Below are 24880 nucleotides of genomic sequence, written 5' to 3'. Positions count from 1 at the left end.
CGCCTTTCAGAGGTTACGCCGCCGCCGCGAGCTTGGCGTGCATCTCCTGGACCGAGATCACGTCGAGTTCGTTCATGTGGCGCATGCCTTCCACGGCCGCTTCTGCGCCAAAGATGGTCGTGAACGTCGTGACGCGGGCCAACAACGCCGACGTACGGATCTGGCGCGAATCAGCGATGGCATTGCGGCGCTCTTCGACCGTATTGATGACCAGCGCAATCTCGTTGTTCTTGATCATGTCGACGATGTGCGGACGCCCTTCGGTCACCTTGTTGACGACCGCGCAGGTAATGCCCGCGGCGTTGATCGCCCCGGCAGTGCCCTTGGTCGCGATGAGTTCGAAGCCGAGGGCTGCAAGGCCACGAGCCACTTCGACCGCACGCGGCTTGTCATTGTTCTTCACCGAGATGAAGACACGGCCGGACTTCGGCAGGTGCGTGCCTGCGCCGAGCTGCGACTTGACGAAGGCTTCGCCGAAAGTCTTGCCCACGCCCATCACTTCGCCGGTCGATTTCATTTCGGGGCCGAGGATGGTGTCCACGCCAGGGAACTTCACGAACGGGAACACCGCTTCCTTGACGCTGAAGTACGGCGGCGTGACTTCCTTGGTGACACCCTGCGAAGCGAGCGTCTGCCCGGCCATGCAGCGCGCAGCCACCTTCGCGAGCTGGATGCCCGTCGCCTTGCTCACGTAAGGCACGGTGCGGGAAGCGCGCGGATTCACCTCGAGAACGTAGATCACGTCCTGGCCTTCTCGCTCCTGGATCGCGAACTGCACGTTCATCAGACCCACCACGTTCAGCGCCTTGGCCATGGCAGCGCTCTGACGTTTGAGTTCGGCGACGGTCTCGGCCTTCAGGCTGTACGGCGGCAGCGAGCACGCAGAGTCGCCCGAGTGCACGCCGGCCTGCTCGATGTGTTCCATGACGCCGCCGATCAGGGTCGCGCCGTCCGCATCGCGCAGGCAATCCACGTCGCATTCGGTCGCGTCGTTGAGGAAGCGATCGAGAAGCACCGGCGAATCATTGCTGACCTTCACCGCTTCACGCATGTAGCGCTCGAGATCGCGCTGTTCGTGCACGATTTCCATCGCGCGGCCGCCGAGCACGTAGCTCGGACGCACCACCAGCGGGTACCCGAGTTCGGAAGCCTTTTCGAGCGCTTCAGGTTCGGTGCGCGCCGTCGCGTTTGGCGGCTGGCGCAGCTTCAGTTCGTGCAGCAGCTTCTGAAAGCGCTCGCGGTCTTCGGCCGCGTCGATCATGTCGGGCGAGGTGCCGATGATCGGCACACCGTTGGCTTCAAGGTCGAGCGCCAGCTTGAGCGGTGTCTGGCCGCCGTACTGGACGATTACGCCCGTCGGCTTTTCCTTGTCGACGATTTCGAGCACGTCTTCGAGCGTAAGCGGCTCGAAATAGAGGCGGTCGCTGGTGTCGTAGTCGGTCGAGACGGTCTCGGGATTGCAGTTGACCATGATGGTCTCGTAGCCGTCCTCGCGCATCGCGAGTGCCGCGTGCACACAGCAGTAGTCGAACTCGATACCCTGGCCAATCCGGTTGGGACCGCCACCGAGCACCATGATCTTCTTCTTGGTCGTCGGCTCGGCTTCGCACTCGTCCTCGTAGGTCGAGTACATGTAGGCCGTGTTCGTGGCGAACTCCGCGGCGCAGGTGTCGACGCGCTTGAAGGCCGGACGCACGCCGAGTGCGCGGCGCTTTTCGCGGATCGCGGTGTCGGTAGTCTTGAGCTGGCGCGCGAGGCGACGGTCCGAGAAGCCCTTCTTCTTCAGCGCAAGCAGCGTGTCGCGGTCGATGTCTTCGAGCGACTTGGTTTCGAGCTCGAGTTCGATCGTCACGATTTCCTCGATCTGCACGAGGAACCACGGATCGATCTTCGTCAGCGCGTGCACCTCGTCGACCGTCATGCCCTTCGCGAAGGCATCGCCGACGTACCAGATGCGGTCCGGACCCGGTTCGCCGAGTTCCTTCTCGAGGACTTCGCGGTCCTGTGTCTTCTCGTTCAGGCCGTCGACGCCGACTTCGAGGCCGCGCAGCGCCTTCTGGAACGACTCCTGGAAGGTGCGGCCCATGGCCATCACTTCGCCGACGGACTTCATTTGCGTCGTCAGGCGCGAATCGGCCTGCGGGAACTTCTCGAACGCGAAGCGCGGAATCTTGGTGACGACGTAGTCGATGCTGGGCTCGAAGCTCGCGGGCGTGGCACCGCCTGTGATTTCGTTGCGCAGTTCATCGAGCGTGTAGCCGATGGCCAGCTTGGCCGCGACCTTGGCGATCGGGAAGCCAGTGGCCTTCGACGCCAGGGCCGACGAACGCGACACGCGCGGATTCATCTCGATGACGATCATGCGACCGTCCTTCGGATTGACCGAGAACTGGACGTTCGAACCACCCGTGTCGACGCCGATCTCGCGCAGCACCGCCAGCGAAGCGTTGCGCATGATCTGGTATTCCTTGTCCGACAGCGTCTGGGCAGGCGCGACGGTGATGGAATCTCCGGTGTGCACGCCCATCGGGTCAAGGTTCTCGATCGAGCAGACGATGATGCAGTTGTCGGCCTTGTCGCGCACGACTTCCATCTCGTACTCTTTCCAGCCGAGCAGCGATTCCTCGATCAGCAGCTCGTTGGTCGGCGAGGCTTCCAGGCCGCGCTTGCAGATGATCTCGAATTCTTCCGGGTTGTAGGCGATGCCGCCGCCCGTACCGCCGAGCGTGAAACTCGGGCGGATCACGGTCGGGAAGCCGACGTTCTTTTGCACCGCCCACGCCTCGTCCATCGAGTGCGCGATGCCGGAACGCGCCGATCCCAGGCCGATCTTCGTCATCGCGTCCTTGAACTTCAGGCGGTCTTCCGCCTTGTCGATCGCTTCGGGCGTCGCGCCAATCAGCTCGACCTTGTATTTGTCGAGCACGCCGTTGCGCCACAGGTCAAGCGCGCAGTTCAGCGCGGTCTGGCCACCCATGGTCGGCAGGATGGCGTCGGGACGTTCCTTGGCGATGATCTTCTCGACCGTCTGCCAGGTGATCGGCTCGATGTAGGTCACGTCGGCCGTAGCCGGGTCGGTCATGATCGTCGCGGGATTGCTGTTGATCAGGATGACCTTGTAGCCCTCCTCGCGCAGCGCCTTGCACGCCTGCACGCCGGAGTAGTCAAACTCGCAGGCCTGACCGATGATGATCGGGCCGGCGCCGATGATGAGGATGCTCTTGAGGTCTGTGCGCTTAGGCATTCTTCTGTCCCTCTTTGTGAGTTTGCATGAGTGCCGTGAAGCGGTCGAACAGGTAGCCGATGTCGTGGGGGCCGGGCGAGGCTTCCGGGTGACCCTGGAAGCAGAAAGCAGGCTTGTCGGTGCGGGCGAGGCCCTGGAGCGTGTTGTCGAACAGGCTCACATGTGTCGGGCGCAGGTTGGCCGGCAGGCTCTTCTCGTCGACCGCGAACCCGTGGTTCTGACTTGTGATGCTCACGCGGCCGTTGTCGAGATCCTTCACCGGATGGTTGGCGCCGTGATGGCCGAACTTCATCTTGAAGGTCTTTGCACCCGAGGCCAGCGCCATGATCTGGTGGCCAAGGCAGATGCCGAACACCGGAATCCCGGTCTCGATCAGCTGCCGCGTCGACTCGATCGCATAGTCGCAAGGCTCCGGGTCACCGGGGCCGTTTGCCAGGAAGACACCATCCGGACGCAGCTTCAGCACGTCGGCGGCTGGTGTTTGCGCAGGCACGACTGTGATGCGCGCTCCGCGCTGGGCAATCATGCGCAGGATGTTCTTCTTGACGCCGTAGTCGAACGCGACAACGTGGAACCGGGGCGTGATCTGCACGCCGTAGCCCGAGCCAAGCTTCCACTCCGTCTGGGTCCACTCGTAGGTTTCCTTGACCGACACGACCTTGGCCAGGTCGAGCCCCGACATGCTGGGAGCGGCTTTTGCTGCAGCGACCGCCTTGTCGATCAGTGCCTGGGTGACGGCTTCACCTTCGGCGAGCCCGAGGACGCAGCCGTTCTGGGCGCCCTTGGTACGCAGGTGACGGGTGAGCTTGCGGGTATCGATGTTGGCAATGGCAACAGTGTTGCCCCGCACGAGATACTCGTTGAGAGTTTCGGATTTGCGGAAGTTCGATGCGACGCGAGGCAGGTCCTTGATGATGAGTCCTGCGGCATGGATCTTGTCGGCTTCGATGTCTTCCTCGTTGACGCCGTAGTTGCCAATATGCGGGTACGTGAGCGTCACGATCTGCTGGCAATAGCTCGGGTCGGTCAGGATTTCCTGGTAACCGGTCATCGCGGTGTTGAACACCACTTCGCCGGTCGTGGCGCCAGTGGCGCCGATCGAGTTGCCTTGAAAGACCGTGCCGTCTGCAAGCGCCAGGATGGCGGACGGGAATTTTCCCTTGAGAGACAAAAGCACTGGGATCTCCGGATGGATGACGCCCAAAGCGAACCCAAGAAGTGACTCGCGGGTCGCGACTTTCGTCGAGGAGTTGGCTTGCGTGCGCTGAGGGCGGGGTATGTTCGGGAAAGCCCTTGATTATAGCCGGCGCAAGGTCACGTCTTTGCCCCTACAGCGCTTGCGTGCAAGCAAATTGCAGCCGCGGCAGCGACATTCAGCGACTCCTCACCGCCGGGCTGTGCGATCCGCATGTGGGTGGCCGCCCGGGCTTCCAGCTCAGCAGAAACGCCCTGCCCTTCATGGCCCATCAACCAGGCGCAGGGAAAGGGCAATTCAGTTCGGTGCAACCAGTCACCGCGATGCGAGCTCGTTGCGATGCAGGGGATCGAAAGTGCATCGAGCGCGGCGATCTCCACCCCCTCGATCAACCTCAGACCGAAATGCGCGCCCATACCGGCGCGCAGCACCTTCGGAGACCACAACGCCGCGGTGCCCTTCAGGGCGATGACCTGCGTAAACCCGAAGGCCGCGGCACTGCGAAGGATGGAGCCGACGTTCCCCGCGTCCTGGAGACGGTCGAGAACGACGGTCGGCGCCCGGGACTCAACGGTTGGGCGCGATGGTAGATCGAGCACGAACCCCATTTGCGCGGGAGATTCGAGTCCGCTGATGCCGGCCATCAGTTCATCAGCGATGACGACGGTCTTGTCAGCTGTGCCGCTCCATTCAGCGCTGGCCGAGGTCCAACTCGATTCCGTGAACAGCGCGATCGCGGCGCGAACACCCCGCTCGCGAGCGGCCCCGCAGAGGTGGTCACCCTCCAGCCAGATCCGACCGGCCTTCCGATAGGCGCCAGGCTCGTGCGAAAGCTTCCGCAGTTCCTTGAGAAGTGCGTTGTCGCGCGACGTGATGTGGCTGGGCTCGGACCTCATGGCGCAATGCGGACCTCGACGCCCGCCACCCCCAGCATGACGTCAGTAACCACCTGAATGCCCGCGACGTTGCTCGAATCGCGCGCCAGCACTGCAGCGACGGGGCTGAACGATCTCCGATGGTGCACGCAAGCGCCATGGCGAACCAGCGCTTCGAGGTGCTCGGGCGTGCCGTAACCCTTGTGGCCTGCAAAGCCGTAGTGCGGAAACTCGACATGCAACTGCTCGCAGAGTCGATCCCGGTAGACCTTCGCAAGGATCGAGGCCGCCGAGATCGCCTTGACGCGGGCATCGCCCTTGACGATAGCCTCCGCCAATACGTCGAGCGTCGGTAGCCGGTTGCCGTCGACCAGGACCTTGGTCGGTTTCAGGCGCAGGCCTTCGACTGCTCGGCGCATCGCGAGCATGGTCGCCTGCAGGATGTTGTGGGTGTCAATCTCCTCGACACTGGCCTGCGCAATCGAGCAACAGAGCGCTTTGGCCAGGATTTGGTCGTTGAGCTTTTCGCGCTGAAGCGCAGTCAGCGTTTTCGAATCCGCCAATCCACGGATCGGGCGCTGGTCATCGAGGATCACCGCCGCCGCAACCACCGGCCCCGCCAACGGTCCCCGCCCCGCCTCATCGACGCCGGCCACTAGGCCCGGCGCGTCCCAAGCCAGCGTAGCTTGCTCAGCCTTCAAGAACTTTCTGGATCGCATCAGCGCAGAGTGTCGGCGTATCGCGCAGCAATTCGGAATGCATGGCGCAAAAACGTTGTTGCAAGGCGTGAATCCTGTCGGGCGCGTCTAGCCATTCGAGCGTTGCGTCGGCCAACGCTTGCGGCGTTGCGCGGTCCTGCAGCACTTCAGGCACGACGAATTCGCCGGCAAGAATGTTCGGCAAGCCGACCCAGGGCTGAAGCTGCTTGTGCCGCATGATCAGGTTCCAGGTCAACGAATTCATGTGATACGAAATCACCATCGGTCGCTTGAAAAGCGCGGCTTCGAGCGTGGCGGTGCCACTCGCGATCAGGGTCACGTCGCAAGCGGCCAACGCCGCATGGGACTGGCCATGGAGCAGCGTCACCTGGCCTGTCATCCCGCTGGCCTGCAGCAGTTGCTCAACTTCGGCACGAAGTGTCGGCAGAACAGGCACGATGAACTGCAGCGACGGTCGGGCCTTCCGCATGAGGGCAGCGGCAGCGAAGAACCGCGGGGCCATGTGACGGATTTCCGAACGGCGGCTCCCCGGCAGCAGGGCGACCACGGCGGCATCCGCATCGAGTCCGAGCGAGGCCCGAGCCGCCGCCCGGTCCGGCGTCATTGGAATGACTTTGGCAAGCGGATGGCCAACGTAGGTCGCGTCGATCCCGTGCTTGGCGAGTAGCTCTGGCTCGAACGGAAAAATGCAGAGCACGTGATCGGCCGCGGCGCGCAGCTTCACCACACGCTCGGGCCGCCACGCCCAGATCGAAGGACAGACGAAGTGCGCCGTCTTGATACCGCTGGAGCGCAAGCCAGCCTCGAGGTCCAGGTTGAAATCCGGCGCATCGACGCCGATGAAGATGTCCGGGCGCTCAACGAGGAGCCTGGCCTTGAGTTGGCGGCGAATACCGGCGATCTCCGCGTAGTGCCGCAGCACTTCGATGTAGCCGCGAACCGCAAGCTTCTCTTGCGGCCACCACGTTTCGAAGCCGCGCGACAGCATCTGCGGGCCGCCGATTCCGACCGCCTGCAAGTCGGCCCAGCGTGCGTGCAGCCCATCGAGGAGCAGCCCTGCCAGCAGGTCGCCCGATGCCTCGCCTGCGACCAGCGCGAACTGTCGCGTTGCAGCTTCGACGGTCATGGGGAAATCAGCGCGCGATGCCGTACGCGGCACTGCCCAGGAAGGCATCCATCCGCGCGACGTCTTCCGCCGCGCCGGGCATTTCGTCTGCCAGCGCGAGAATGCCTTCGCGTGCCTCATCAAGCGTCTTGCCCTGGCGGTACAGCAGCTTGTGCATCTCCCGAATGGCTGCGATTCGCTCGGTCGAGAAATCCCGACGCCTGATGCCGACGAGATTGACGCCGCGCACGGCCAATGGATTCCCATCGACGACCATATAGGGCGGGATGTCTTTGGCCACGTGGCTCGCAAAGCCGATCATCGAATGGGCGCCGATCCGCATGCGCTGCAGCACTCCGGTCAGCCCACCCACGGTCGCCCAGTCTTCGACTTGGACGTGGCCAGCCAACGTCACGTTGTTCGCCATGGTGATCTGGCTGCCGAGCTGGCAATCGTGCGCTATGTGCACATACGCCATGATCCAGTTGTCGTCGCCCACGCGCGTGGCACCCGCGTCCTGAACTGTCCCAAGATTGAAGGTGCAGAACTCGCGGATGGTGTTGCGATCACCGATCACGAGTTCGGTCGGCTCGCCGGCATATTTCTTGTCCTGCGGAATCGCTCCGAGAGATGCAAACTGGAAAATCCGGTTGTCGCGGCCAATGGTGGTGCGGCCTTCGACGACGCAGTGCGCGCCGATCGACGTGCCGGCGCCCACGCGCACATGCGGACCAATCACCGCATACGGCCCGACGCTGACGGTGGGGTCCAGTTGCGCGGCGGGGTCGACGACGGCCGTTGGATGAATCAGGGTCATGCGCAGAGGAAGCTCAATTGATCTGGCGCATGGCGCACATCAGGGTGGCCTCGCACGCCAGTTCGGCACCCACAGACGCTTTGCCCTTGAACTTCGAGATGCCGGCCTTCATGCGTTCGATCTCGACTTCCAGCGTCAGTTGATCGCCTGGTTCAACGGGGCGCTTGAAGCGCGCGCCATCGATCGCGGCAAAGTAGTAGATCGTGTTGTCGTCCGGAACGATGTCGAGAGAGTGGAACGAAAGCAGCGCCGCCGCCTGCGCCATCGCCTCGAGCATGAGCACGCCCGGCATCACTGGCCGATGCGGAAAGTGGCCGTTGAAGAACGGTTCGTTCATCGTCACGTTCTTGATCGCCGTGATGCGCTTGCCCTTCTCCATATCGATCACGCGATCCACAAGCAGGAACGGGTAGCGGTGAGGAAGCAGCTTGAGGATTTGGTGGATATCGAGCGTCATGATTTCTTGTCCTGCATCGTCATTTTTTCCAGCGCCTTGAGGCGCTCGCGCAGACTGTGCAGTTGCTTGAGCGTGGCTGCATTCTTTTCCCAGGCGGCATTGTCGTCGATGGGAAACACGCCGGTGTAGTGACCCGGCTTGTGAATGGATCGCGTCACCAGGGAGGTCGACGAGATGTGCACGTGATCTGCGATCGTCAAGTGGCCGAGAACGCCTGCGCGCCCTCCGATCGTGCAGTAGGCGCCGATCGTGGCGCTTCCCGCCACGGCTGCGCAGCCCGCCATGGCCGTGTGCTTGCCGATATGCACGTTGTGGCCGATCTGGATCAGGTTGTCGAGCTTGACGCCGTCCTCGATGACCGTGTCGTCGAGCGCGCCCCGGTCGATGCACGTGTTCGCCCCGATCTCCACGTCGTTGCCGATGCGAACGGCACCCAGTTGTTCGATCTTGACCCAGGTACCCTCGTGCGGAGCAAGGCCGAATCCGTCCGCTCCGATAACGACGCCGGGATGAAGGAGGCAGCGGTCACCAATGACGCAATCCTCACTCACCGTGACCCGGGACTTCAGCACCGTATCGGCGCCAATGCGCGCCCCGCGTTCGACCACGGACAGCGGGCCGATGCGCGCCGTCGGGTCAATCACGGCGTCCGGATCGATGACGGCTGTGGGGTGGATCCGAACCAAGTCCGGTTTGGCATGGGTTTTCCGCCAGAGCTGCGTCAGCCGGGCGAAATAGAGATATGGATCGGACGCGACGATAAACGCACCCCGTTCCGCCGCCGCATCGCGCATGGACGGAGCCACGATGACGCACCCCGCCTTGGACTCCGCAAGTTCCTTGCGGTATTTGGGATTGCTCAGGAAGCTGATCGCATCCGGCTGCGCCGTCGATAGCGGCGCCAGCCGCTCGATGGACAGATCCCGATCACCATCGAGTTCGCCCCCGAGTGCATCAACGATTTCGCCTAGCCGAATTGCCACACCGAGATGCGGCGCTATTTGCCGCCGTTGGTAGTTGTTGCGTTCAGCGCCTTGATCACCTTCTCGGTGATGTCGTGCTTGGGATTGATGTAGATCGCTTCCTGCAGAATCGCGTCGTACTTCTCAGCCTCGGCGACCTGCTTGACCACGCGATTCGCGCGCTCGTAGACCTGCTGAAGCTCCTCGTTCTTGCGCGCGTTCAGGTCTTCCTGAAACTCACGGCGCCGACGTTGAAAGTCGCGGTCCTGTTCGACTAGAGCACGCTGACGGGCGATACGCTGCGTCTCGGAGAGCGTCGGCGCCTCGCGCTCGAATTTCTCCGAGGCGGCCTTGAGCGCCTCGCCCTGGGCGGTCAGATCCTTTTCACGCTTGAGGAACTCGGACTCCAACTTGGCCTGGGCCGCCTTTGCAGGCAGCGCCTCACGCAAAACGCGGTCGGGATTGACAAACCCGATACGGAAGGTTTCCTGCGCGTGTGCCGGCATCCCCACAGCCATGAGGGCCGGGAGCAACAGCGCACCAGCGGCACGGAGCAAAGCAGTCATTAGAAGGAAGTTCCGATCTGGAATTGCAAGCGTTGAATTCTATCCTCGGGGATGAAGGTCGTCGGGTCGAGCGGATCGCCCTCGGCCTTCTGGTACCTGACGGGGAGCGCGTAGGCAATACGCAGCGGTCCAAGTGGCGAAACCCAGCTGATGCCAAGACCCACCGAGGCGCGCACCTTCTTGATGGCGTCCCACTGTGCGTCCGTCCAGAAACCTGCGGGCCGCTCCGCAAACACATTGCCGACGTCAACGAAGCCGTAGAGCCTCAGCGTGCGGTCGTTGCCGGCACCGGGGAACGGGGTGCTCAACTCGGCATTGAAGATCGCCTTCTTGGTGCCACCCAAAGCGGCCGTTTCTTGCCCGATGTACAACGGTTTGTCACGCGGGCCGAGAGAGTTCTGCTCGAAACCGCGCACGGAACCCAGGCCACCGGCGTAGAAGTTCTTGAAGATCGGATAAGCCTTGTTCCCGTAGGCGTCGGCGTAGCCGAGTTCACCGTTGATCGCAAACGTGTACTGCTTGTTGATCGGGAAGAACTGCTGGTACTGGTAGTTCGCCTTGTAGTACTGCATGTCGCCGCCCGAGCCCACCTCGAGATTGGCGCGCTGTAGACGGCCACGGGTTGGAACCAGGGCGCTGTCGCGATCATCGCGGGACCAGCCGACCGTCAGGGGAATACCCCAAACAGACTCGTCCCGGCAAGAAACAATGAATTGCCCGGTCGAGTCAACGACGCAACCGAAATAGTCGCGATAAGACTGCGGCGTCAGAAGAGCGATCTTGCTGCCCGGGTCGAACCGGTAGCGCTCGAAACCTGCGCCGAAGTACACCGTATCAACTTCGCTGAAGGGCACGCCAAACCGGATGTTGCCCCCCTCATTGACCAGCTTGTAGTCACCGTCCTGCGTGTAGTACGGGCGGGTCGTGGTGCTGTACAAGCTGATGGAACGAGAAATCCCGTCCTTCGTGAAGTACGGATCGACCGTCGTCAACGAGATCGTACGGTTGTACTTGCTGGTGTTGACCTGCACGCCAAGGTAGTTGCCCGAGCCGAAGACGTTTTCCTGGGAGATACCGAAAGTCAGGGAGACCTTTTCCGCGGTCGAGAAGCCGGCGCCCAACTGCAGCGAGCCGGTCGGCTTTTCGGTCACATTGATGACCAGGTCCACCTGATCCGGGGAGCCCGCCACTTCCTGGGTGTCGACATTGACTTCGGTGAAAAAGCCGAGGCGGTCGACGCGATCGCGCGACAACTTGATCCGATCGCCGTCGTACCAGGACGCTTCGAATTGTCGGAACTCGCGGCGAATGACTTCGTCCCGCGTACGATTGTTGCCACCAATGGAGATACGACGGACGTAAACACGCCGGCCGGGGTCTGCATTCAAGGTCAGCGCAACGCGGTTGTTGACCCGATCGATCTCCGGTTCTGCCTGTACACGCGCAAAGGCGTAGCCGAACGACGCAAAGTAGTCGGTAAAGGCCTTGATCGTCTCGTTGACCTGCTCGCCGTTGTAGGGCTCGCCGGGCTGGATCGTCACCAGCGACTTGAACTCGTCTTCACGACCGAGGAAATTGCCGGAAAGCTTGACACCCGAAACCACGAATTTCTGGCCTTCGGTGATGTTGACAGTGACTGAAAGATCCTGCCGGTCCGGAGAGATCGCGACTTGCGTCGAATCGATGTGGAACTCCAGATAGCCGCGCGTCAGATAGTAGGAGCGCAGCGTCTCCAGGTCGGCGTTGAGCTTGGCCCGCGAATACTGGTTGGACTTGGTGTACCAACTCAGCCAGCCGCCGCTGTCCTGATCGAAGAGGCTGAGGAGCGTCGACTCGCTGAAGTCCTTGTTCCCGACAATGCGCACTTCGCGAATACGGGCGGACTCACCCTCGGTCACCGTAAAAGTGAGATTGACCCGATTGCGCTCGATTGGTGTGACCGTCGTGACGACTTGAGCGTTGTAGAGGCTACGGCTCACGTATTGGCGCTTGAGCTCCTGCTCGGCGCGATCGGCCAGCGCCTTGTCAAAGGGCCGGCCTTCGGCCAGGCCCACTTCACGCAGCGCCTTCTGAAGCGCCGCCTTGTCGAATTCCTTCGTACCGGCAAACTCGACGTCGGCGATGGTCGGCCGCTCTTCCACGATCACGACGAGCACATCGCCGTTGACGTCGATACGGACATCCTTGAACAAACCAAGGTCGAACAACGCACGGATCGCGGCAGAACCACGCTCGTCGCTGTACTGATCGCCTACGCGAAACGGCAGCGAGGCGAAGATGGTCCCCGGTTCCACTCGCTGAAGGCCTTCGACCCGAATGTCGCGAACCGTGAATGGTTCGACCGCCCAGGCCGCCGTGGCGGCAATCGCGCTGGCCACAACTGCGGCGACGCTGCGCAGGCGAAAGCGACTGAATGATTTGTTCATCTGTGAAATTGAGCCAGCGCGGAACGGGCTGGCGGATAGTTAACCAAAGAGCCGCGTGACGTCGTTGAAGAGTGCGATCGACATCATGACCAGCAGCAACGCGACACCACCGCGTTGAAGCCGTTCCATCCATGCGTCGGAGACACTCCTACCGGTCAGGCCCTCCCAAAGATAATACATCAGGTGCCCTCCATCGAGGACCGGTAGCGGCATGAGATTCAGCACGCCAAGGCTCACGCTGATCAGCGCCAGAAAGACCAGGTACTGGGTCAATCCGAGGCTCGCGGATTTGCCTGCGTAGTCGGCGATCGTCAGCGGCCCGCTTAGGTTTTTCAGCGATGCTTCGCCGATGACCATCTTGGCCATCATGCGCACCGTGAGCGCCGAGACTTCCCACGTGCGGACGACACCGTTCCGAATTCCCTCGACCACGCCCTGTCGCACCAAGACCATCTCGGGCGGTGCCCCCACATAGGCGCCGATGCGTCCGACTTTCGCAGCACCTTCATCGCGCGCTTCAGGGACAACGTCAATCTTGACTAGTTGCCCTCCTCGCTCGATTTGCCAGGTCTGGCTACGGGGTTGGTCGCCATCGACCGAAGCCCGGATGACTTCGCGCAACTGCTGGCCATCGACGATCGCGACGCTGCCGATCGTACGCACGACGTCTCCGGTGCGAAGTCCGGCACGATCCGCCGCGCTCTTCGGCATCACCTCGCCGATCTCAGGACGGGTCAGCGGCGCCACGACGCCGATCTTCCGGAACATCTGGGCGTCGGCATCCTTGGCCTCGACACGGCTCAAGGGCAGCACCAGTTCGCGCGACGGGCGTCCGCCCTCGCCCGCAATCTCCAAGGTCAGATCACGCCGGTCCAGCGCACCTCGCGTGATGCGCCAGCGAAGATCCTCAAAGGATTGGACGTTCTCGAGGTCGCCGTCGAAGCCTGCCCGCGTGACATGTTCCCCACCTCGCAAACCAGCCGTCTCCGCGAGGGAGGCCGCAACCGGGCGCGCAAGCTTGGCTACCGGTTCCTGCACGCCGATCCAGTTGACCAAGGTGTACAGCAGCACCGCCAATAGCAGATTGGCCAACGGACCTGCAGCGACGATGGCGGTGCGAGAGCGCAGGCGCTGAGTGTTGAACGCGCGGTGCCGCTCCTCGGGTGCGACCGGGCCCTCGCGCTCGTCGAGCATCTTCACGTAGCCGCCAATCGGGAGCGCGCCGATGACGAACTCGGTGTCCTGCCCTGGATGCTGGCGCTTTGGCTTCCAGCGATGAAGCGTCGGACCAAAGCCGATGGAGAAGCGCAGCACCTTCACGCCGCACGCGACAGCCACGCGGTAGTGACCGTATTCGTGCACCGCGATCAACAAGCCCAGCGCAACGATGAAGGCAACGACTGTGAGCATCGGGTGTCCCGGAAGTTGATGACGTCAGGCCGCGAAACGCATAGCGGCAGCGTTGGCCGCGGCTCGAGCGGTCGCGTCGAGCGCAAGCAGGTCCCCGAGCGACTGCGGCTTGGAGGGATGCACCGCCTCCAAAGTTTCCATGTTGACGGCGTGGATCCGGTCGAAGCGGAGCCTCCGGTCGAGAAAGGCCTCGACCGCGACCTCGTTGGCTGCATTCAGGACCGCCGTGGTCCCGGGAGCAGCGCGCAGCGCCTGCCAGGCAAGGTCGAGTCCCGGGAAGAGTTCTGCGTTAGGCGGGTCAAACGTGAGCGCCGCCATTTGACGGAAATCGAGCCGGCTCGCGCCGCTCTCGATTCGCTCGGGCCATGAGAGCCCCACGGCGATGGGCACCCGCATGTCGGGCGTGCCGAGCTGCGCGATCACCGACGAATCAGTGAACTGGACCATCGAATGCACGACGCTCTGCGGATGGATGACTACTTCGATCTGCTCCGGCAGGACACCAAACAGGTGGCGCGCCTCGATGACCTCAAGCGCCTTGTTCATCATCGTCGCCGAATCCACGGAGATCTTGCGGCCCATCACCCAGTTGGGATGCGCGCATGCCTCCTCCGGCGTCACCGTCGTCAACGACGAGGGCAAGCGCGTGCGGAATGGCCCGCCAGACGCAGTGAGGATGACCTTGTCGATGCGACGCGCCCAGGTCGACGGATCCTCAGGCAGCGACTGGAAGATCGCCGAGTGCTCGCTGTCGATCGGCAGCAAGGTCGCGCCACCGGCTCGGACGGTGTTCATGAACAGGTCACCGCCGACCACCAGCGCCTCCTTGTTCGCAAGGAGCAGACGCTTGCCGGCACGGGCCGCGGCCAAGCATGGCCCCAGCCCGGCCGCGCCGACGATGGCAGCCATCACGGCATCTGTTTCCTCGTGCGAAGCGATGGATTCGAGCGCGCCAGGACCCATGAGAACGCGCGTCGGCAGACCGTTCTGGGCCAGCTTTTCGGAGAGTAGTTCGGCATGCGGGACGCTCGCCATCACGGCGAACTTCGGCAAGAAGCGCGCGCATTGCACGAGCATCTCGTCGACCTTCGTTGCCGCAGAGAGCGCGAAGACCTCGAATCGGTCAGGGTGGCGGGCGATCACGTCGAGCGTGCTGGCACCGACGGACCCCGTCGATCCGAGCACCGTGACGCGCTTTTTGGTTGTATTCACAGGAAAGCCAACATCATTGCAATGGGCAGCGTCGGAAGCAGCGCATCTACACGATCAAGAACGCCACCATGCCCGGGCAGCAAGGCGCTGCTGTCCTTGGCACCGGCACTCCGCTTGATCAGCGACTCGACAAGATCGCCGACCACGCTCATCGCCGCCAGGAATATTACGCCGATCACGAGCAGCCACCAGCCGCGCTCGGCGAGCCGGGAGTACAGGCTTGCGACGCTCGCCTGCAAGGCCGAATCGCTCCAGGTCCACACCAGGGCAAGGATCACGACACCTGCCATGCCACCCCAAACACCTTCCCAGCTCTTTCCAGGACTGATGGTCGGCGCAAGCTTGTTCCGCGTGAACTTGAGGCCGAACGCACGCCCCGAGAAATACGCGAATACATCCGCAACCCACACCAGCACAAGAACCGAAAGAAGAAAGTTGATACCGACAATCCTCGCCTGCACCGCAGCGAGCCATGCGACCCACAACGCGAGCTGTCCGCCGACGAGGCGCAGGCCTCTCGGAATGCGGGGCCACCCCGGAACCGCCGCGCGCAACAGCGCGGCGCCCCCAAGGACCCACGCTGCGCTAGCCACGATCCAGACGGGAAGCAGAGAGCTCTCGAGCAATCCCAGCCACCACGAGAGCGCACAGAGCACCGCAATCTCGGCGCCAAGAAATAGCGAGACGTTTCCGCCATAGCCATTGAGTCGACCCCACTCCCATCCAGCAGCGGCGATCAGCGCCAGCATCACGCAGGCGAAAGGGATATGGGATGGATAGAAAAGCGCAGGCAGCAGGATCGCCAGCAGAACGACCGCGGTGATGATGCGTTGTTTGAGCATTCGCTCAGGCGGCTTGCTGGTCGGGGCGCGCCGCCCGGACCTGAGCGGAGGTCTGACCGAAACGGCGCTCACGGTTCTGAAAGACAGCTATGGCCTCATCCAACGCGGCCTCGTCGAACTCTGGCCACAGGCGGTCGCTGAAGAACAGCTCGGCGTAGGCACTTTGCCAGAGCAGGAAATTCGAGAGGCGCTGTTCGCCGCCCGTTCGTATGAACAGATCGGGATCGGGGACGTGCGACAGCGCCATCGCTCTATCGAGATTGGCCTCGGTCAACTCTTCGCCGCGCGCAGCCAGCTGCGCCGCGGCACGTGCGATGTCCCACCGCCCGCCATAGTTGAAGCACACGTTGAGGACAAGGCGACTGTTGTGGGCCGTCGCCGCCTCTGCCTGCATCAGGCCGGCCGCGATTTTCTCGGACAAGCCACTGCGCTCGCCAACGAAGTGCAGCCGGACACCGTCCTGGATGAGCTTGGGCACCTCGCGCCCGAGGGCCACGACCATCAGATCCATCAGTCCCGAGACTTCTTCGACAGGACGATTCCAGTTCTCGGACGAAAACGCGAAGACGGTGAGCACCGAGACGCCACGGGCAGCGCACGCTTTCACACACCGCCGCAAGGACTCGACACCTTGCTTGTGCCCGGCGACGCGCGGCAAGAAGCGACGCGTCGCCCAACGGCCGTTCCCGTCCATGACGATCGCAATGTGATGGGGAACGGCGGGCGCGGCGCTCATCGTCAGACCGCCATGATTTCGGCTTCCTTTGCCACCACGAGGCGGTCGATTTCCGCGATGTGGCGATCGGTCACCTTCTGGATCTCGGCTTCGGCGCGCTTCTGATCGTCTTCTGAGGCCAGCTTTTCCTTGACCAGTTTCTTGATCGCATCGTTTGCGTCACGACGCAGGTTGCGTGTCGCAATCTTGGCGGTTTCGCCCTCGTTGCGAACGAGCTTGGTCATTTCCTTGCGGCGTTCTTCGCTCATGGGCGGCATCGGAACGCGGATCAGGTCGCCCATCGATGCAGGATTGAGGCCCAGGTCGCTTTCCCGGATCGCTTTCTCGATCTTGGCGCCCATGCCCTTTTCCCAGGGCTGCACGCTGATCGTGCGGGAATCGATGAGCGAGACATTCGCAACCTGCGAGAGCGGCACGCTTGAGCCGTAGTAGTCGACGTGAATGGAATCGAGCAACTGAGGATTGGCACGCCCCGTCCGAATCTTGGTCAGGTTGTGTTGGAACGCCGCCAACGATTGATTCATCTTGGTGTCGGTCGTGTTCCTGATATCTGCGATGGTCATATTCTTTCTCCACTCAGGCATGCACCAGCGTGCCTTCGTCCTCGCCCATCACGACGCGCTTGAGCGCACCGTTCTTGAAGATCGAGAACACCTTGATCGGTAGGTTCTGGTCGCGACACAGCGCGAAGGCCGTTGCGTCCATGATGCCGAGATTCTGCGCGATGGCTTCGTCGAAACTCAGCCGCGAATATCGGGTCGCGCTCAGGTCTTTCTTCGGGTCCGCCGTATAGACGCCATCGACCTTGGTCGCCTTCAAAACCAGTTCAGCGCCAATCTCGGCGCCGCGCAAGGCAGCGGCGGTATCGGTTGTGAAGAACGGGTTGCCGGTCCCGGCGGCGAAGATCACGACCTTGCCTTCCTCCAGGTACTGGAGCGCCTTGGGACGGACATAGGGTTCGACGACCTGCTCGATCGCAATCGCGGACATCACGCGAGCGATCAGACCCTGCTTGTTCATCGCATCCGCGAGGGCCAGCGAGTTCATGACGGTCGCCAGCATGCCCATGTAGTCGGCCGTGGCGCGATCCATGCCGACCGAGCCGCCAGCGACGCCGCGGAAGATGTTGCCGCCGCCGATGACGACGGCGACCTCAACGCCCATGTTCACGACCTCGGCGACTTCACCCACCATCCGAACGATGGTCGCGCGGTTGATGCCGAATGCGTCATCCCCCATCAACGCCTCTCCCGACAGCTTCAACAAGATTCGCTTGTGGGCCGGGCGGGTTTCTGGCATGGAGAGTTCCTTTGAAATTTGGGCGTGTGCGAGTTTATGACGTGAAATTGAAACAGCGGCGGCGCAGACACGCACCGCCGCTGATCGGCCTTGACTTAAGCCGCAGCAGCCTTCGCCGCAGCGACCTGGGCCGCCACTTCGGCGGCGAAGTCGTCGACCTTCTTCTCGATGCCTTCGCCGACCACGTACAACGTGAACGACTTGACGGTGGTGCCAGCAGCCTTGAGCATCTGCTCCACGGTCTGCTTGTCGTTCTTCACGAACGGCTGATTGTGCAGCGACACTTCCTTCAGGTACTTCTGCACGCTGCCTTCGACGCGCTTGGCGACGATGTCAGCCGGCTGCGGCTGCTTGCCGGCGGCCTCGGCAGCCTTGCGGTCTTCTTCCGCCTTGCCAGCAGCGACTGCACGTTCCTTTTCGATCAACTCGGCCGGAACGTCGGCCGACGAGATCGCCACGGGCTTCATCGCGGCGACGTGCATTGCGACGTCCTTGGCGGCGGTTGCGTCACCTTCGAACTCGACCATCACGCCGATACGCGTGCCGTGGAGATACGAAGCTAGCTTGCCGTTGCCAGCGAAGCGCTTGAAGCGGCGGAAGGTCATGTTCTCGCCGATCTTGCCGATGAGGCCCTTGCGGACGTCCTCGAGCGTGGGACCGAAACTGTCCTGCTCATACGGCAGCGCAGCGAGCGCATTCAGGTCGGCGGGATTGTGCTTGGCGACAAGCATCGCGGCAGCGTTTGCGAATGCCAGGAAGCTGTCGTTCTTGGAGACGAAGTCGGTCTCGCAATTGATTTCGACGATCGCGCCCGCGTCGCCTTCGGCATAAGCGGCAACCACGCCTTCGGCGGTGATGCGGCTCGAAGCCTTGCCAGCCTTGTTGCCCAGCTTGATTCGCAGGAGCTCTTCGGCCTTTTCCATGTTGCCGTCGGCTTCGGTCAGCGCCTTCTTGCACTCCATCATCGGAGCGTCGGTCTTAGCGCGCAGCTCGGCGACCATGCTTGCGGTGATTGTTGCCATGTGTATTCTCCGTTCGGTTTGTCAGTTGCCGCCCCTGACGGGCGCCACGAAAATCAGATTAAAAAAAAGGGGCTTCGAGGCCCCTTCTTCAGGCTCGGACGAGCACAAATCAGGCGGAAGCGCCCTCTTCGACCTCGACGAACTCATCAGCATTGCCTTCGGACACAGCCTTGACCACATCGCTGACCGCATTTGCACGGCCTTCGATGATCGCGTCGGCGATGCCGCGCGCATACAGCGTGACGGCCTTCGACGAGTCATCATTGCCCGGGATCACGTAGTCGATACCTTCGGGCGAGTGGTTGGAGTCCACCACGCCGATCAGCGGGATACCGAGCTTCTTGGCTTCTGCCACGGCGATCTTGTGGAAACCCACGTCAATCACGAAGATCGCGTCCGGCAGCGCGCCCATATCCTGGATGCCGCCGATGTCCTTCTCGAGCTTCTCGATTTCGCGCGTGAAGGTGAGCTGCTCTTTCTTGCTCAGGCTGTCGAGGCCGGCTTCAAGCTGGGCCTTCATGTCCTTGAGGCGCTTGATCGAGGTCTTGACGGTCTTGAAGTTCGTCAGCATGCCGCCGAGCCAGCGGGTGTCGACGTAAGGAACGCCAGCGCGGCGCGCTTCGGCAGCAACGATCTCACGGGCCTGGCGCTTGGTGCCGACCATGAGGATGGTGCCGCGATTGGCGGTGAGTTGCTTGGCGTACTTCATCGCGTCCTGGAACATCGGGAGCGACTTTTCCAGGTTGATGATGTGAATCTTGTTGCGGTGACCGAAGATGTACGGGGCCATCTTGGGGTTCCAGAAGCGGGTTTGGTGTCCGAAATGGACGCCGGCTTCCAGCATTTCACGCATGGTGGTCGACATAGAGATAACTCCAAAGGTTGGGTCTAAAATCCAGCCCGTTTTGTGCGCCTCACCCAATGAATTCGATGGGATCGAGGCCTCACAACACCTTGATTGGGCTGGTTTGCGGATGCGCTTCGCCCTGGGAAAACACCAGGGAAGATGAGTAAAAGTACCCGGAGCGAAACCCAAAGAGTATAGCACGCACCCCATCCCCTTCCTGCCGCATTCCGCCCAATATGCGCTCCGATCTGAACGCCGCCCGCCATGCCCTGATGACGGGCGCCTCCGATACACGCACCGAAATGGAGCACTCGATCGCAGCCGCCCAATCGGCAGCCTGCGAGCATGTCTTCACGCGCGCCCTGTTCGAGGAAGCGCGGCGGGACTCCATGGGGGCTCGGGTGGAACAACCGCTGGCGGGGCTCGCTTTCACGGCGAAGGACCTTTTCGACATTGCTGGCCAAGCCACCCCCGCCGGATCTGCGGTGCTCTCGCATGCCCCGCCGGCGAAGGCGGATGCAGTCGCGGTCGCCCGTCTCCGAGCCGCCGGAGGCGCCCTACTCGGCAGGACGAACATGACGGAGTTCGCCTTCTCCGGCGTCGGGATCAATCCGCACCACGGAACGCCAGCCAATGCGAGCGATCGGAGCACGGCGCGCATTCCGGGCGGCTCGTCCTCCGGTGCTGCAGTTTCCGTCGCCACGGGTGCAGCGTTCATCGGCCTCGGCTCGGACACCGGTGGCTCGATCCGGATTCCCGCCGCCCTCAACGGAATCGTCGGGTTCAAGAACACAGCCCGCCTCGTCCCGACCGACGGCGCTCTCCCGTTGTCGACCACGCTCGACACGGTTTGCGCGATGACACGCTCGGTCCGCGATGCGATCACGGCGCACGAGATCCTTGCGAATCGCCGCGTCACTGCCGGAAACGCGCCCCTGGCGTCCTACCGTCTTGCAGTCTCCTCTGACCTTTTCCCGAACGAAATGGATCCGGTCGTTGCCGGCGCCTTCGAGCGAACGCTCCGCACGCTGCGGAACGCCGGTGCGCAGATCACTGAAATCAGCCTCCCTGCGCTTGCGGATCTGCCGGCGATCAACGCCACCGGCGGCTTCTCTGCAGCGGAGTCCTATGCCTGGCACCGCCATCTGCTCGAGCGCAGCGGCGCAGGTTACGACCCTCGAGTCGCACAGCGGATCCTGAAGGGCGCGTCGATGAAGGCGCACGAGTACATCGACCTCTGCAATGCCCGGAGGGACTGGATCGCCCGAATGGAACTGTCGCTCGCGCCTTTCGACGCGGTGCTCTCGCCGACGGTGCCCATCACGGCGCCGACCATCGCGAGCGTCGCGCCAGGCAAGGAGCGCGACGAAGAGTTCTTCCGCGTCAACGCACTGCTTTTGCGCAACCCGTCGGTGATCAACATGCTCGACGGCTGCGCGATCTCGATTCCATGCCACACCCAAGGCGAGTTGCCGGTCGGCCTGATGATCTGGCACGCTGCGCTTCACGATGACGGGGTGCTGGCCGTAGCGCTACAAGCCGAGCACGCGCTCAGCGGCCGGTAGTCCGGCCCGACACCGCCCCTGGGCGTCGATTCAATATCTACAAAGTACCGAATGAAAGTAGCGATCGTGGGAGCCGGCATCATCGGCGTCACCACTGCTTGGGAGTTGGCCTCGGACGGCCATGAAGTCATGGTCTTCGACCGACGCGGCGCCGCGGCCGAGGAATCGAGTTTTGCCAACGCCGGTGTTGTCGCCCCGGGCTACGTCACTCCGTGGGCAGCCCCGGGCATGCGCGGCAAGGTGCTTCGCTCGCTCCTGTCGACGCACGGTGCGGTCAAGTTGCGCTGGCCGCTGTCCATGCGCGACATGCGATGGATGGCGCACTGGCAACGTGCCTGCAAGCTCGAAACCTATCTCGCCAACCGTACGCGGTTGCAGCGACTCGCTTTCTACAGTCGGGCTCGCCTTCACGCCATCACCGAAGCCTGCGAGCTCGACTACGAGCGCAGCGATGGGTACCTAGTGCTCATGCGTTCCAAGCGCGAGAAGAAGCTGGTCCAGGCCGGCCTCGACGTGCTGCGGGCTGCCGGAACCAAGTTCCAGGAGATCGATGCTGACGAGGCCCGGAAGATCGAGCCCGCGCTCAGTGCCGACACCTCGCTCGCCGGGGCCATCTACCTGCCCGAGGACGAGGTTGCCAATTGCCGGCAGTTCGCCCAATTGCTCAAGTGGGAGGCCGAGGCGTTGGGAGCGCAATTCCATTTCAATTGCGACCTAGCGCCACTGAGGCGTTCGGCCCCTACCGAGATTTCGCTTGCGTCCGGCTCCGAAAGCCATCGCTTCGACGCGGTGGTGGTCTGCGCCGGCGTCGCCTCCGCGGATTTGCTCAGGCCGCTGGGATTGCGTGTGCCGCTCGCACCGGTCTACGGCCACTCGATCAGCGCAAATATCCGGGAGCCGCTCAATGCGCCACGCAGCGCGGTCATGGACGAGCGATACAAGGTCGCGATCTCCAGGCTCGGCCTCCGGGTGCGAGTCGCAGGCAGCGCGGAGATCGGCGGGTCGCTCGGAACGATCAACCCGGCGTCGCTGCAGACGCTCTACAAGGTACTCCAGGACTGGTTTCCCGGCGCGGTGACGCTTCGCTCGGGCGTCCAGCAATGGAAAGGCGCTCGGCCGATGCTGCCGGATGGGCCGCCGATCATCGGCCCCAGCGGCGTGCCGGGCGTCTGGCTCAACCTTGGACATGGATCCAGTGGCTGGGCGCTTTCGTGCGGCAGCGCACGTGTTCTTGCGGACCTCATGCAGGGCCGCGACCCCGGCATTGACCTTGAGGGCCTCGGAATGGAGCGCCTGCTGCAACATTGACCTGACGAGGACTGCCGCATGCTTCGCATCACCTCCGCCACCGCCGCCGATCTGTTTGATATCGCGGCCACGCGCCAGATCGAGGAAGCGGCAGCCAAGGCCCATCCTCCGCACACGCTGATGCAGCGCGCGGGCCTGGCGGTGGCCCGGCTGGCGATGGCGTTGGCGCCCCACGCGCGCGTCATCTGGGTTGCCTGCGGACCGGGTAACAACGGTGGCGACGGCTTCGAGGCTGCGGCGCAGCTTCAGCGGCGCGGCTTCAGGACGGTCGTCACCCGCATCGGGGAAGACGCCCGGCTTCCGGCTGATGCGCAAGCTTCGCTCCAGCGTGCACGGGATGCTGGCGTCACGTTTGCCGACGCACCCCCGTCCCACTACGGCCTTGCAGTGGATGCCCTGCTCGGGATCGGGTCTGCCCGGCCGCCGTCGGGCGAGATGCTCGACTGGCTTCACAGGATGGCCGGTGGAGTCACACCCGTGCTCAGCATCGACACGCCTTCAGGACTCGATGCAGATACCGGCGTCCTCGCCGAAAGCTACCTCCAAACAAAGAGCGAACGGGGGCATCGCGTTTGCCTGAGTCTGCTGACGCTCAAGCCCGGACTTTTCACGGCGAGCGGCCGAGACGCCGCGGGCGACGTGTGGTTTGACGACCTTGGCATTTCCGGCGTCGTGGAGGCGCCAATCGCCAGATTGCCCGGCCTCCGTTCCGCATCGGAGCGCCCGCATGCCTCGCACAAAGGAAGCTACGGCGACGTCGCAGTGATTGGCGGCGCACCCGGAATGACAGGCGCGGCCCTGCTCGCAGGCTCTGCGGCCCTCAACGCTGGCGCAGGGCGAGTGTTCGTCGCGCTGCTCGATGCCGGTGCGCCGGTACTAGATCAGGTGCGGCCCGAGCTCATGTTCCGCCGGCCTGACACGCTTGATCTTTCAGACATGGCCGTCGTGTGCGGATGCGGAGGCGGCAACGCAGTGGGCGAACTGCTGCCGCAAATCCTCCCGAACGCCAGCGCGCTGGTTCTCGATGCGGACGCGCTCAATTGCATAGCCGCGGACCCTGCGCTGCAGAGCCTGCTGAAGGCGCGCACCTCGAACAACCGGCCGACGGTCTTGACACCGCACCCGCTCGAAGCAGCTCGCCTGCTGCAATCGAGCGCCCGCGAGGTTCAGCACAACCGCCTTGCCGCGGCACGCGAACTCGCTGCGAGGTTCGGCGCGATCGTTGCGCTGAAAGGGTCCGGCACAGTGATCGCGGAGCCCAACGGAACCCCGGTGATCAATCCGACCGGCAATGGGCGTTTGGCAACGGCCGGCACAGGCGACGTGCTCGCCGGCATGATCGGTGCAGCACTCGCTTCCGGCCTGCCACCCATGACGGCCACTTGCGACGCCGTCTGGCGCCACGGAGACCTCGCGGATCGCTGGCCGCCAGAGATTCCACTCACGGCAGGGGCGCTCGCCGGCGGCAGCCGGCAAATCGCCCCCTGAGCGCCGTCAGCCGCGGCCCACGAAGGGCATCTTGGTCGCCATCACCGTGTGGAAGAGCACGTTGGCATCCAACGGCAGATTGGCCATGTAGAGCACGGACTGCCCGACGATCGACACATTCATGGTCGGCTCGATCGCGATCTCGCCATTGGCTTGCGGCACCCCTTTGGTCATGCGCGCGGCCAACTCGGTCAGTGCATTGCCCACGTCGATCTGGCCCACCGCGATATCGTGCTTGCGGCCATCCAGCGACGCCGTCTTGGTCAGTCCCTCGACCGCGTGCTTGGTGGACGTATAGGCGATCGAATTCGGCCGCGGCGTCGTGGCCGAAATCGAGCCGTTATTGATGATCCGCCCGCCACGCGGCGTCTGCGAGCTCATCGTGCGGAACGCCTGCTGGATGCAATAGAACATGCCGTTCAGGTTGATGTCGACGACCCCGCGCCATTGCTCCGGCGTCCAGTCCTCGAACGGCCCCGGCGGATTACCCACGCCGGCGTTGTTGAAGAGGAGATCGACGCGGCCGAAGCGCTCAACCACCGCGGCGAACAGCGCCTTCACCGATTCCGGGTTGGCAACATCGGTCGACACCGCGAATGCCCGCTCACCTGCGCCCGATTCCTGCGCGACTTGTTCCAGCGGTTCGAGGCGGCGGCCAGCCAGCGCGACGCTCCATCCATCGCCGAGCAGGGCCAGTGCGGCCGCCTTGCCGATGCCGCTCCCCGCGCCCGTGACGATGGCGATGCGGCTTTTCTTTTCAACACTCATTCCAAAATCTCCTTGGG

Annotated in this window: 22 protein-coding genes; 3 read left to right on the top strand and 19 right to left on the bottom strand. The window is 63.1% G+C overall.

The genetic code is table 11. From position 1 onward, the window contains the following. Window positions 1-13: 13 nt before the first annotated feature. From carB to rpsB, 18 genes are all read right to left on the bottom strand, one after another. Entirely contained in the window at window positions 14-3244 is a 3231-nt protein-coding gene (carB, locus tag FHW64_RS02710) for a carbamoyl-phosphate synthase large subunit (protein ID WP_184522828.1), read from the bottom strand. After that, window positions 3237-4421 carry a glutamine-hydrolyzing carbamoyl-phosphate synthase small subunit gene (carA, locus tag FHW64_RS02705; RefSeq protein WP_184522826.1) on the bottom strand — a complete coding sequence of 395 codons (1185 nt, stop codon included), beginning with the start codon at window positions 4419-4421 and terminating at the stop codon, window positions 3237-3239. The genes carB and carA overlap by 8 nt, the downstream gene beginning before the upstream one ends. Window positions 4422-4558: 137 nt before the next feature. Continuing rightward, the gene (locus FHW64_RS02700) at window positions 4559-5335 is read right to left on the bottom strand and encodes an RNA methyltransferase (protein WP_184522824.1); all 777 of its coding nucleotides are present in this window, start codon (window positions 5333-5335) and stop codon (window positions 4559-4561) included. Then, window positions 5332-6033 (bottom strand): ribonuclease HII, encoded by a 702-nt coding sequence (rnhB, locus tag FHW64_RS02695; protein ID WP_260303612.1) that lies wholly within the window; start codon window positions 6031-6033, stop codon window positions 5332-5334. Before rnhB ends, FHW64_RS02700 begins: the two co-directional genes overlap by 4 nt. Beyond that, complete coding sequence (gene lpxB / locus FHW64_RS02690; protein WP_184522823.1) at window positions 6005-7159, bottom strand: lipid-A-disaccharide synthase; 1155 nt, start codon at window positions 7157-7159, stop codon at window positions 6005-6007. The genes rnhB and lpxB overlap by 29 nt, the downstream gene beginning before the upstream one ends. A 7-nt stretch (window positions 7160-7166) precedes the next feature. Further along, the gene (lpxA, locus tag FHW64_RS02685; RefSeq protein WP_184522821.1) at window positions 7167-7955 is read right to left on the bottom strand and encodes an acyl-ACP--UDP-N-acetylglucosamine O-acyltransferase; all 789 of its coding nucleotides are present in this window, start codon (window positions 7953-7955) and stop codon (window positions 7167-7169) included. A gap of 13 nt (window positions 7956-7968) precedes the next feature. Beyond that, window positions 7969-8412: a 3-hydroxyacyl-ACP dehydratase FabZ gene (fabZ, locus tag FHW64_RS02680; RefSeq protein WP_184522819.1), complete on the bottom strand. Its 444-nt coding sequence runs from the start codon at window positions 8410-8412 to the stop codon at window positions 7969-7971. After that, the gene (gene lpxD, locus FHW64_RS02675; protein ID WP_184522817.1) at window positions 8409-9395 is read right to left on the bottom strand and encodes a UDP-3-O-(3-hydroxymyristoyl)glucosamine N-acyltransferase; all 987 of its coding nucleotides are present in this window, start codon (window positions 9393-9395) and stop codon (window positions 8409-8411) included. Before lpxD ends, fabZ begins: the two co-directional genes overlap by 4 nt. A 14-nt stretch (window positions 9396-9409) precedes the next feature. Continuing rightward, window positions 9410-9940 (bottom strand): OmpH family outer membrane protein, encoded by a 531-nt coding sequence (locus FHW64_RS02670; RefSeq protein WP_088956825.1) that lies wholly within the window; start codon window positions 9938-9940, stop codon window positions 9410-9412. After that, on the bottom strand, window positions 9940-12366 hold the full coding sequence (gene bamA / locus FHW64_RS02665; protein WP_184522815.1) for an outer membrane protein assembly factor BamA: 2427 nt from the start codon (window positions 12364-12366) through the stop codon (window positions 9940-9942). Before bamA ends, FHW64_RS02670 begins: the two co-directional genes overlap by 1 nt. A 39-nt stretch (window positions 12367-12405) precedes the next feature. Then, window positions 12406-13776, bottom strand: coding sequence for an RIP metalloprotease RseP (gene rseP / locus FHW64_RS02660; RefSeq protein ID WP_184522813.1), 1371 nt, complete (start codon window positions 13774-13776; stop codon window positions 12406-12408). Between the two features lie 24 nt (window positions 13777-13800). After that, window positions 13801-14988 carry a 1-deoxy-D-xylulose-5-phosphate reductoisomerase gene (ispC, locus tag FHW64_RS02655; RefSeq protein WP_184522811.1) on the bottom strand — a complete coding sequence of 396 codons (1188 nt, stop codon included), beginning with the start codon at window positions 14986-14988 and terminating at the stop codon, window positions 13801-13803. Then, a complete protein-coding gene (locus tag FHW64_RS02650; RefSeq protein ID WP_184522809.1) occupies window positions 14985-15830 on the bottom strand; it encodes a phosphatidate cytidylyltransferase in 846 nt (281 codons plus the stop codon). Before FHW64_RS02650 ends, ispC begins: the two co-directional genes overlap by 4 nt. Window positions 15831-15834: 4 nt before the next feature. Continuing rightward, window positions 15835-16566: a polyprenyl diphosphate synthase gene (gene uppS / locus FHW64_RS02645; protein ID WP_184522807.1), complete on the bottom strand. Its 732-nt coding sequence runs from the start codon at window positions 16564-16566 to the stop codon at window positions 15835-15837. A gap of 2 nt (window positions 16567-16568) precedes the next feature. Continuing rightward, entirely contained in the window at window positions 16569-17129 is a 561-nt protein-coding gene (frr, locus tag FHW64_RS02640) for a ribosome recycling factor (RefSeq protein WP_184522805.1), read from the bottom strand. A 13-nt stretch (window positions 17130-17142) separates the two neighbouring features. Then, window positions 17143-17865: a UMP kinase gene (gene pyrH, locus FHW64_RS02635; protein WP_088956818.1), complete on the bottom strand. Its 723-nt coding sequence runs from the start codon at window positions 17863-17865 to the stop codon at window positions 17143-17145. 95 nt (window positions 17866-17960) lie between these two features. Beyond that, window positions 17961-18887, bottom strand: a complete 927-nt coding sequence (gene tsf, locus FHW64_RS02630) for a translation elongation factor Ts (protein ID WP_184522802.1) — start codon at window positions 18885-18887, stop codon at window positions 17961-17963. Window positions 18888-18996: 109 nt separating this feature from the next. Next, window positions 18997-19752 carry a 30S ribosomal protein S2 gene (gene rpsB / locus FHW64_RS02625; RefSeq protein ID WP_184522800.1) on the bottom strand — a complete coding sequence of 252 codons (756 nt, stop codon included), beginning with the start codon at window positions 19750-19752 and terminating at the stop codon, window positions 18997-18999. Between the two features lie 218 nt (window positions 19753-19970). Here rpsB and FHW64_RS02620 point away from each other — a divergent pair, with 218 nt between their 5' ends. From FHW64_RS02620 to FHW64_RS02610, 3 genes are read left to right on the top strand one after another with little or no spacing between them, the layout of a single operon-like run. After that, window positions 19971-21299, top strand: coding sequence for an amidase (locus FHW64_RS02620; RefSeq protein WP_184522798.1), 1329 nt, complete (start codon window positions 19971-19973; stop codon window positions 21297-21299). A 51-nt stretch (window positions 21300-21350) separates the two neighbouring features. Then, window positions 21351-22607 (top strand): D-amino acid dehydrogenase, encoded by a 1257-nt coding sequence (locus FHW64_RS02615; RefSeq protein WP_184522797.1) that lies wholly within the window; start codon window positions 21351-21353, stop codon window positions 22605-22607. Between the two features lie 18 nt (window positions 22608-22625). After that, window positions 22626-24095, top strand: a complete 1470-nt coding sequence (locus FHW64_RS02610) for an NAD(P)H-hydrate dehydratase (RefSeq protein ID WP_184522795.1) — start codon at window positions 22626-22628, stop codon at window positions 24093-24095. 6 nt (window positions 24096-24101) lie between these two features. On the opposite strand, the gene FHW64_RS02605 is transcribed toward FHW64_RS02610, so the two are convergent. Continuing rightward, entirely contained in the window at window positions 24102-24863 is a 762-nt protein-coding gene (locus FHW64_RS02605; RefSeq protein ID WP_184522793.1) for an SDR family oxidoreductase, read from the bottom strand. Window positions 24864-24880 lie beyond the last annotated feature (17 nt).

The sequence above is a fragment of the Variovorax sp. Sphag1AA genome, from assembly GCF_014192575.1.
Lineage (GTDB): Bacteria > Pseudomonadota > Gammaproteobacteria > Burkholderiales > Burkholderiaceae_C > Variovorax.
The sequence above is the reverse complement of the archived record's forward strand: the minus strand, read 5'-3'. Positions and strand labels throughout refer to the sequence as shown.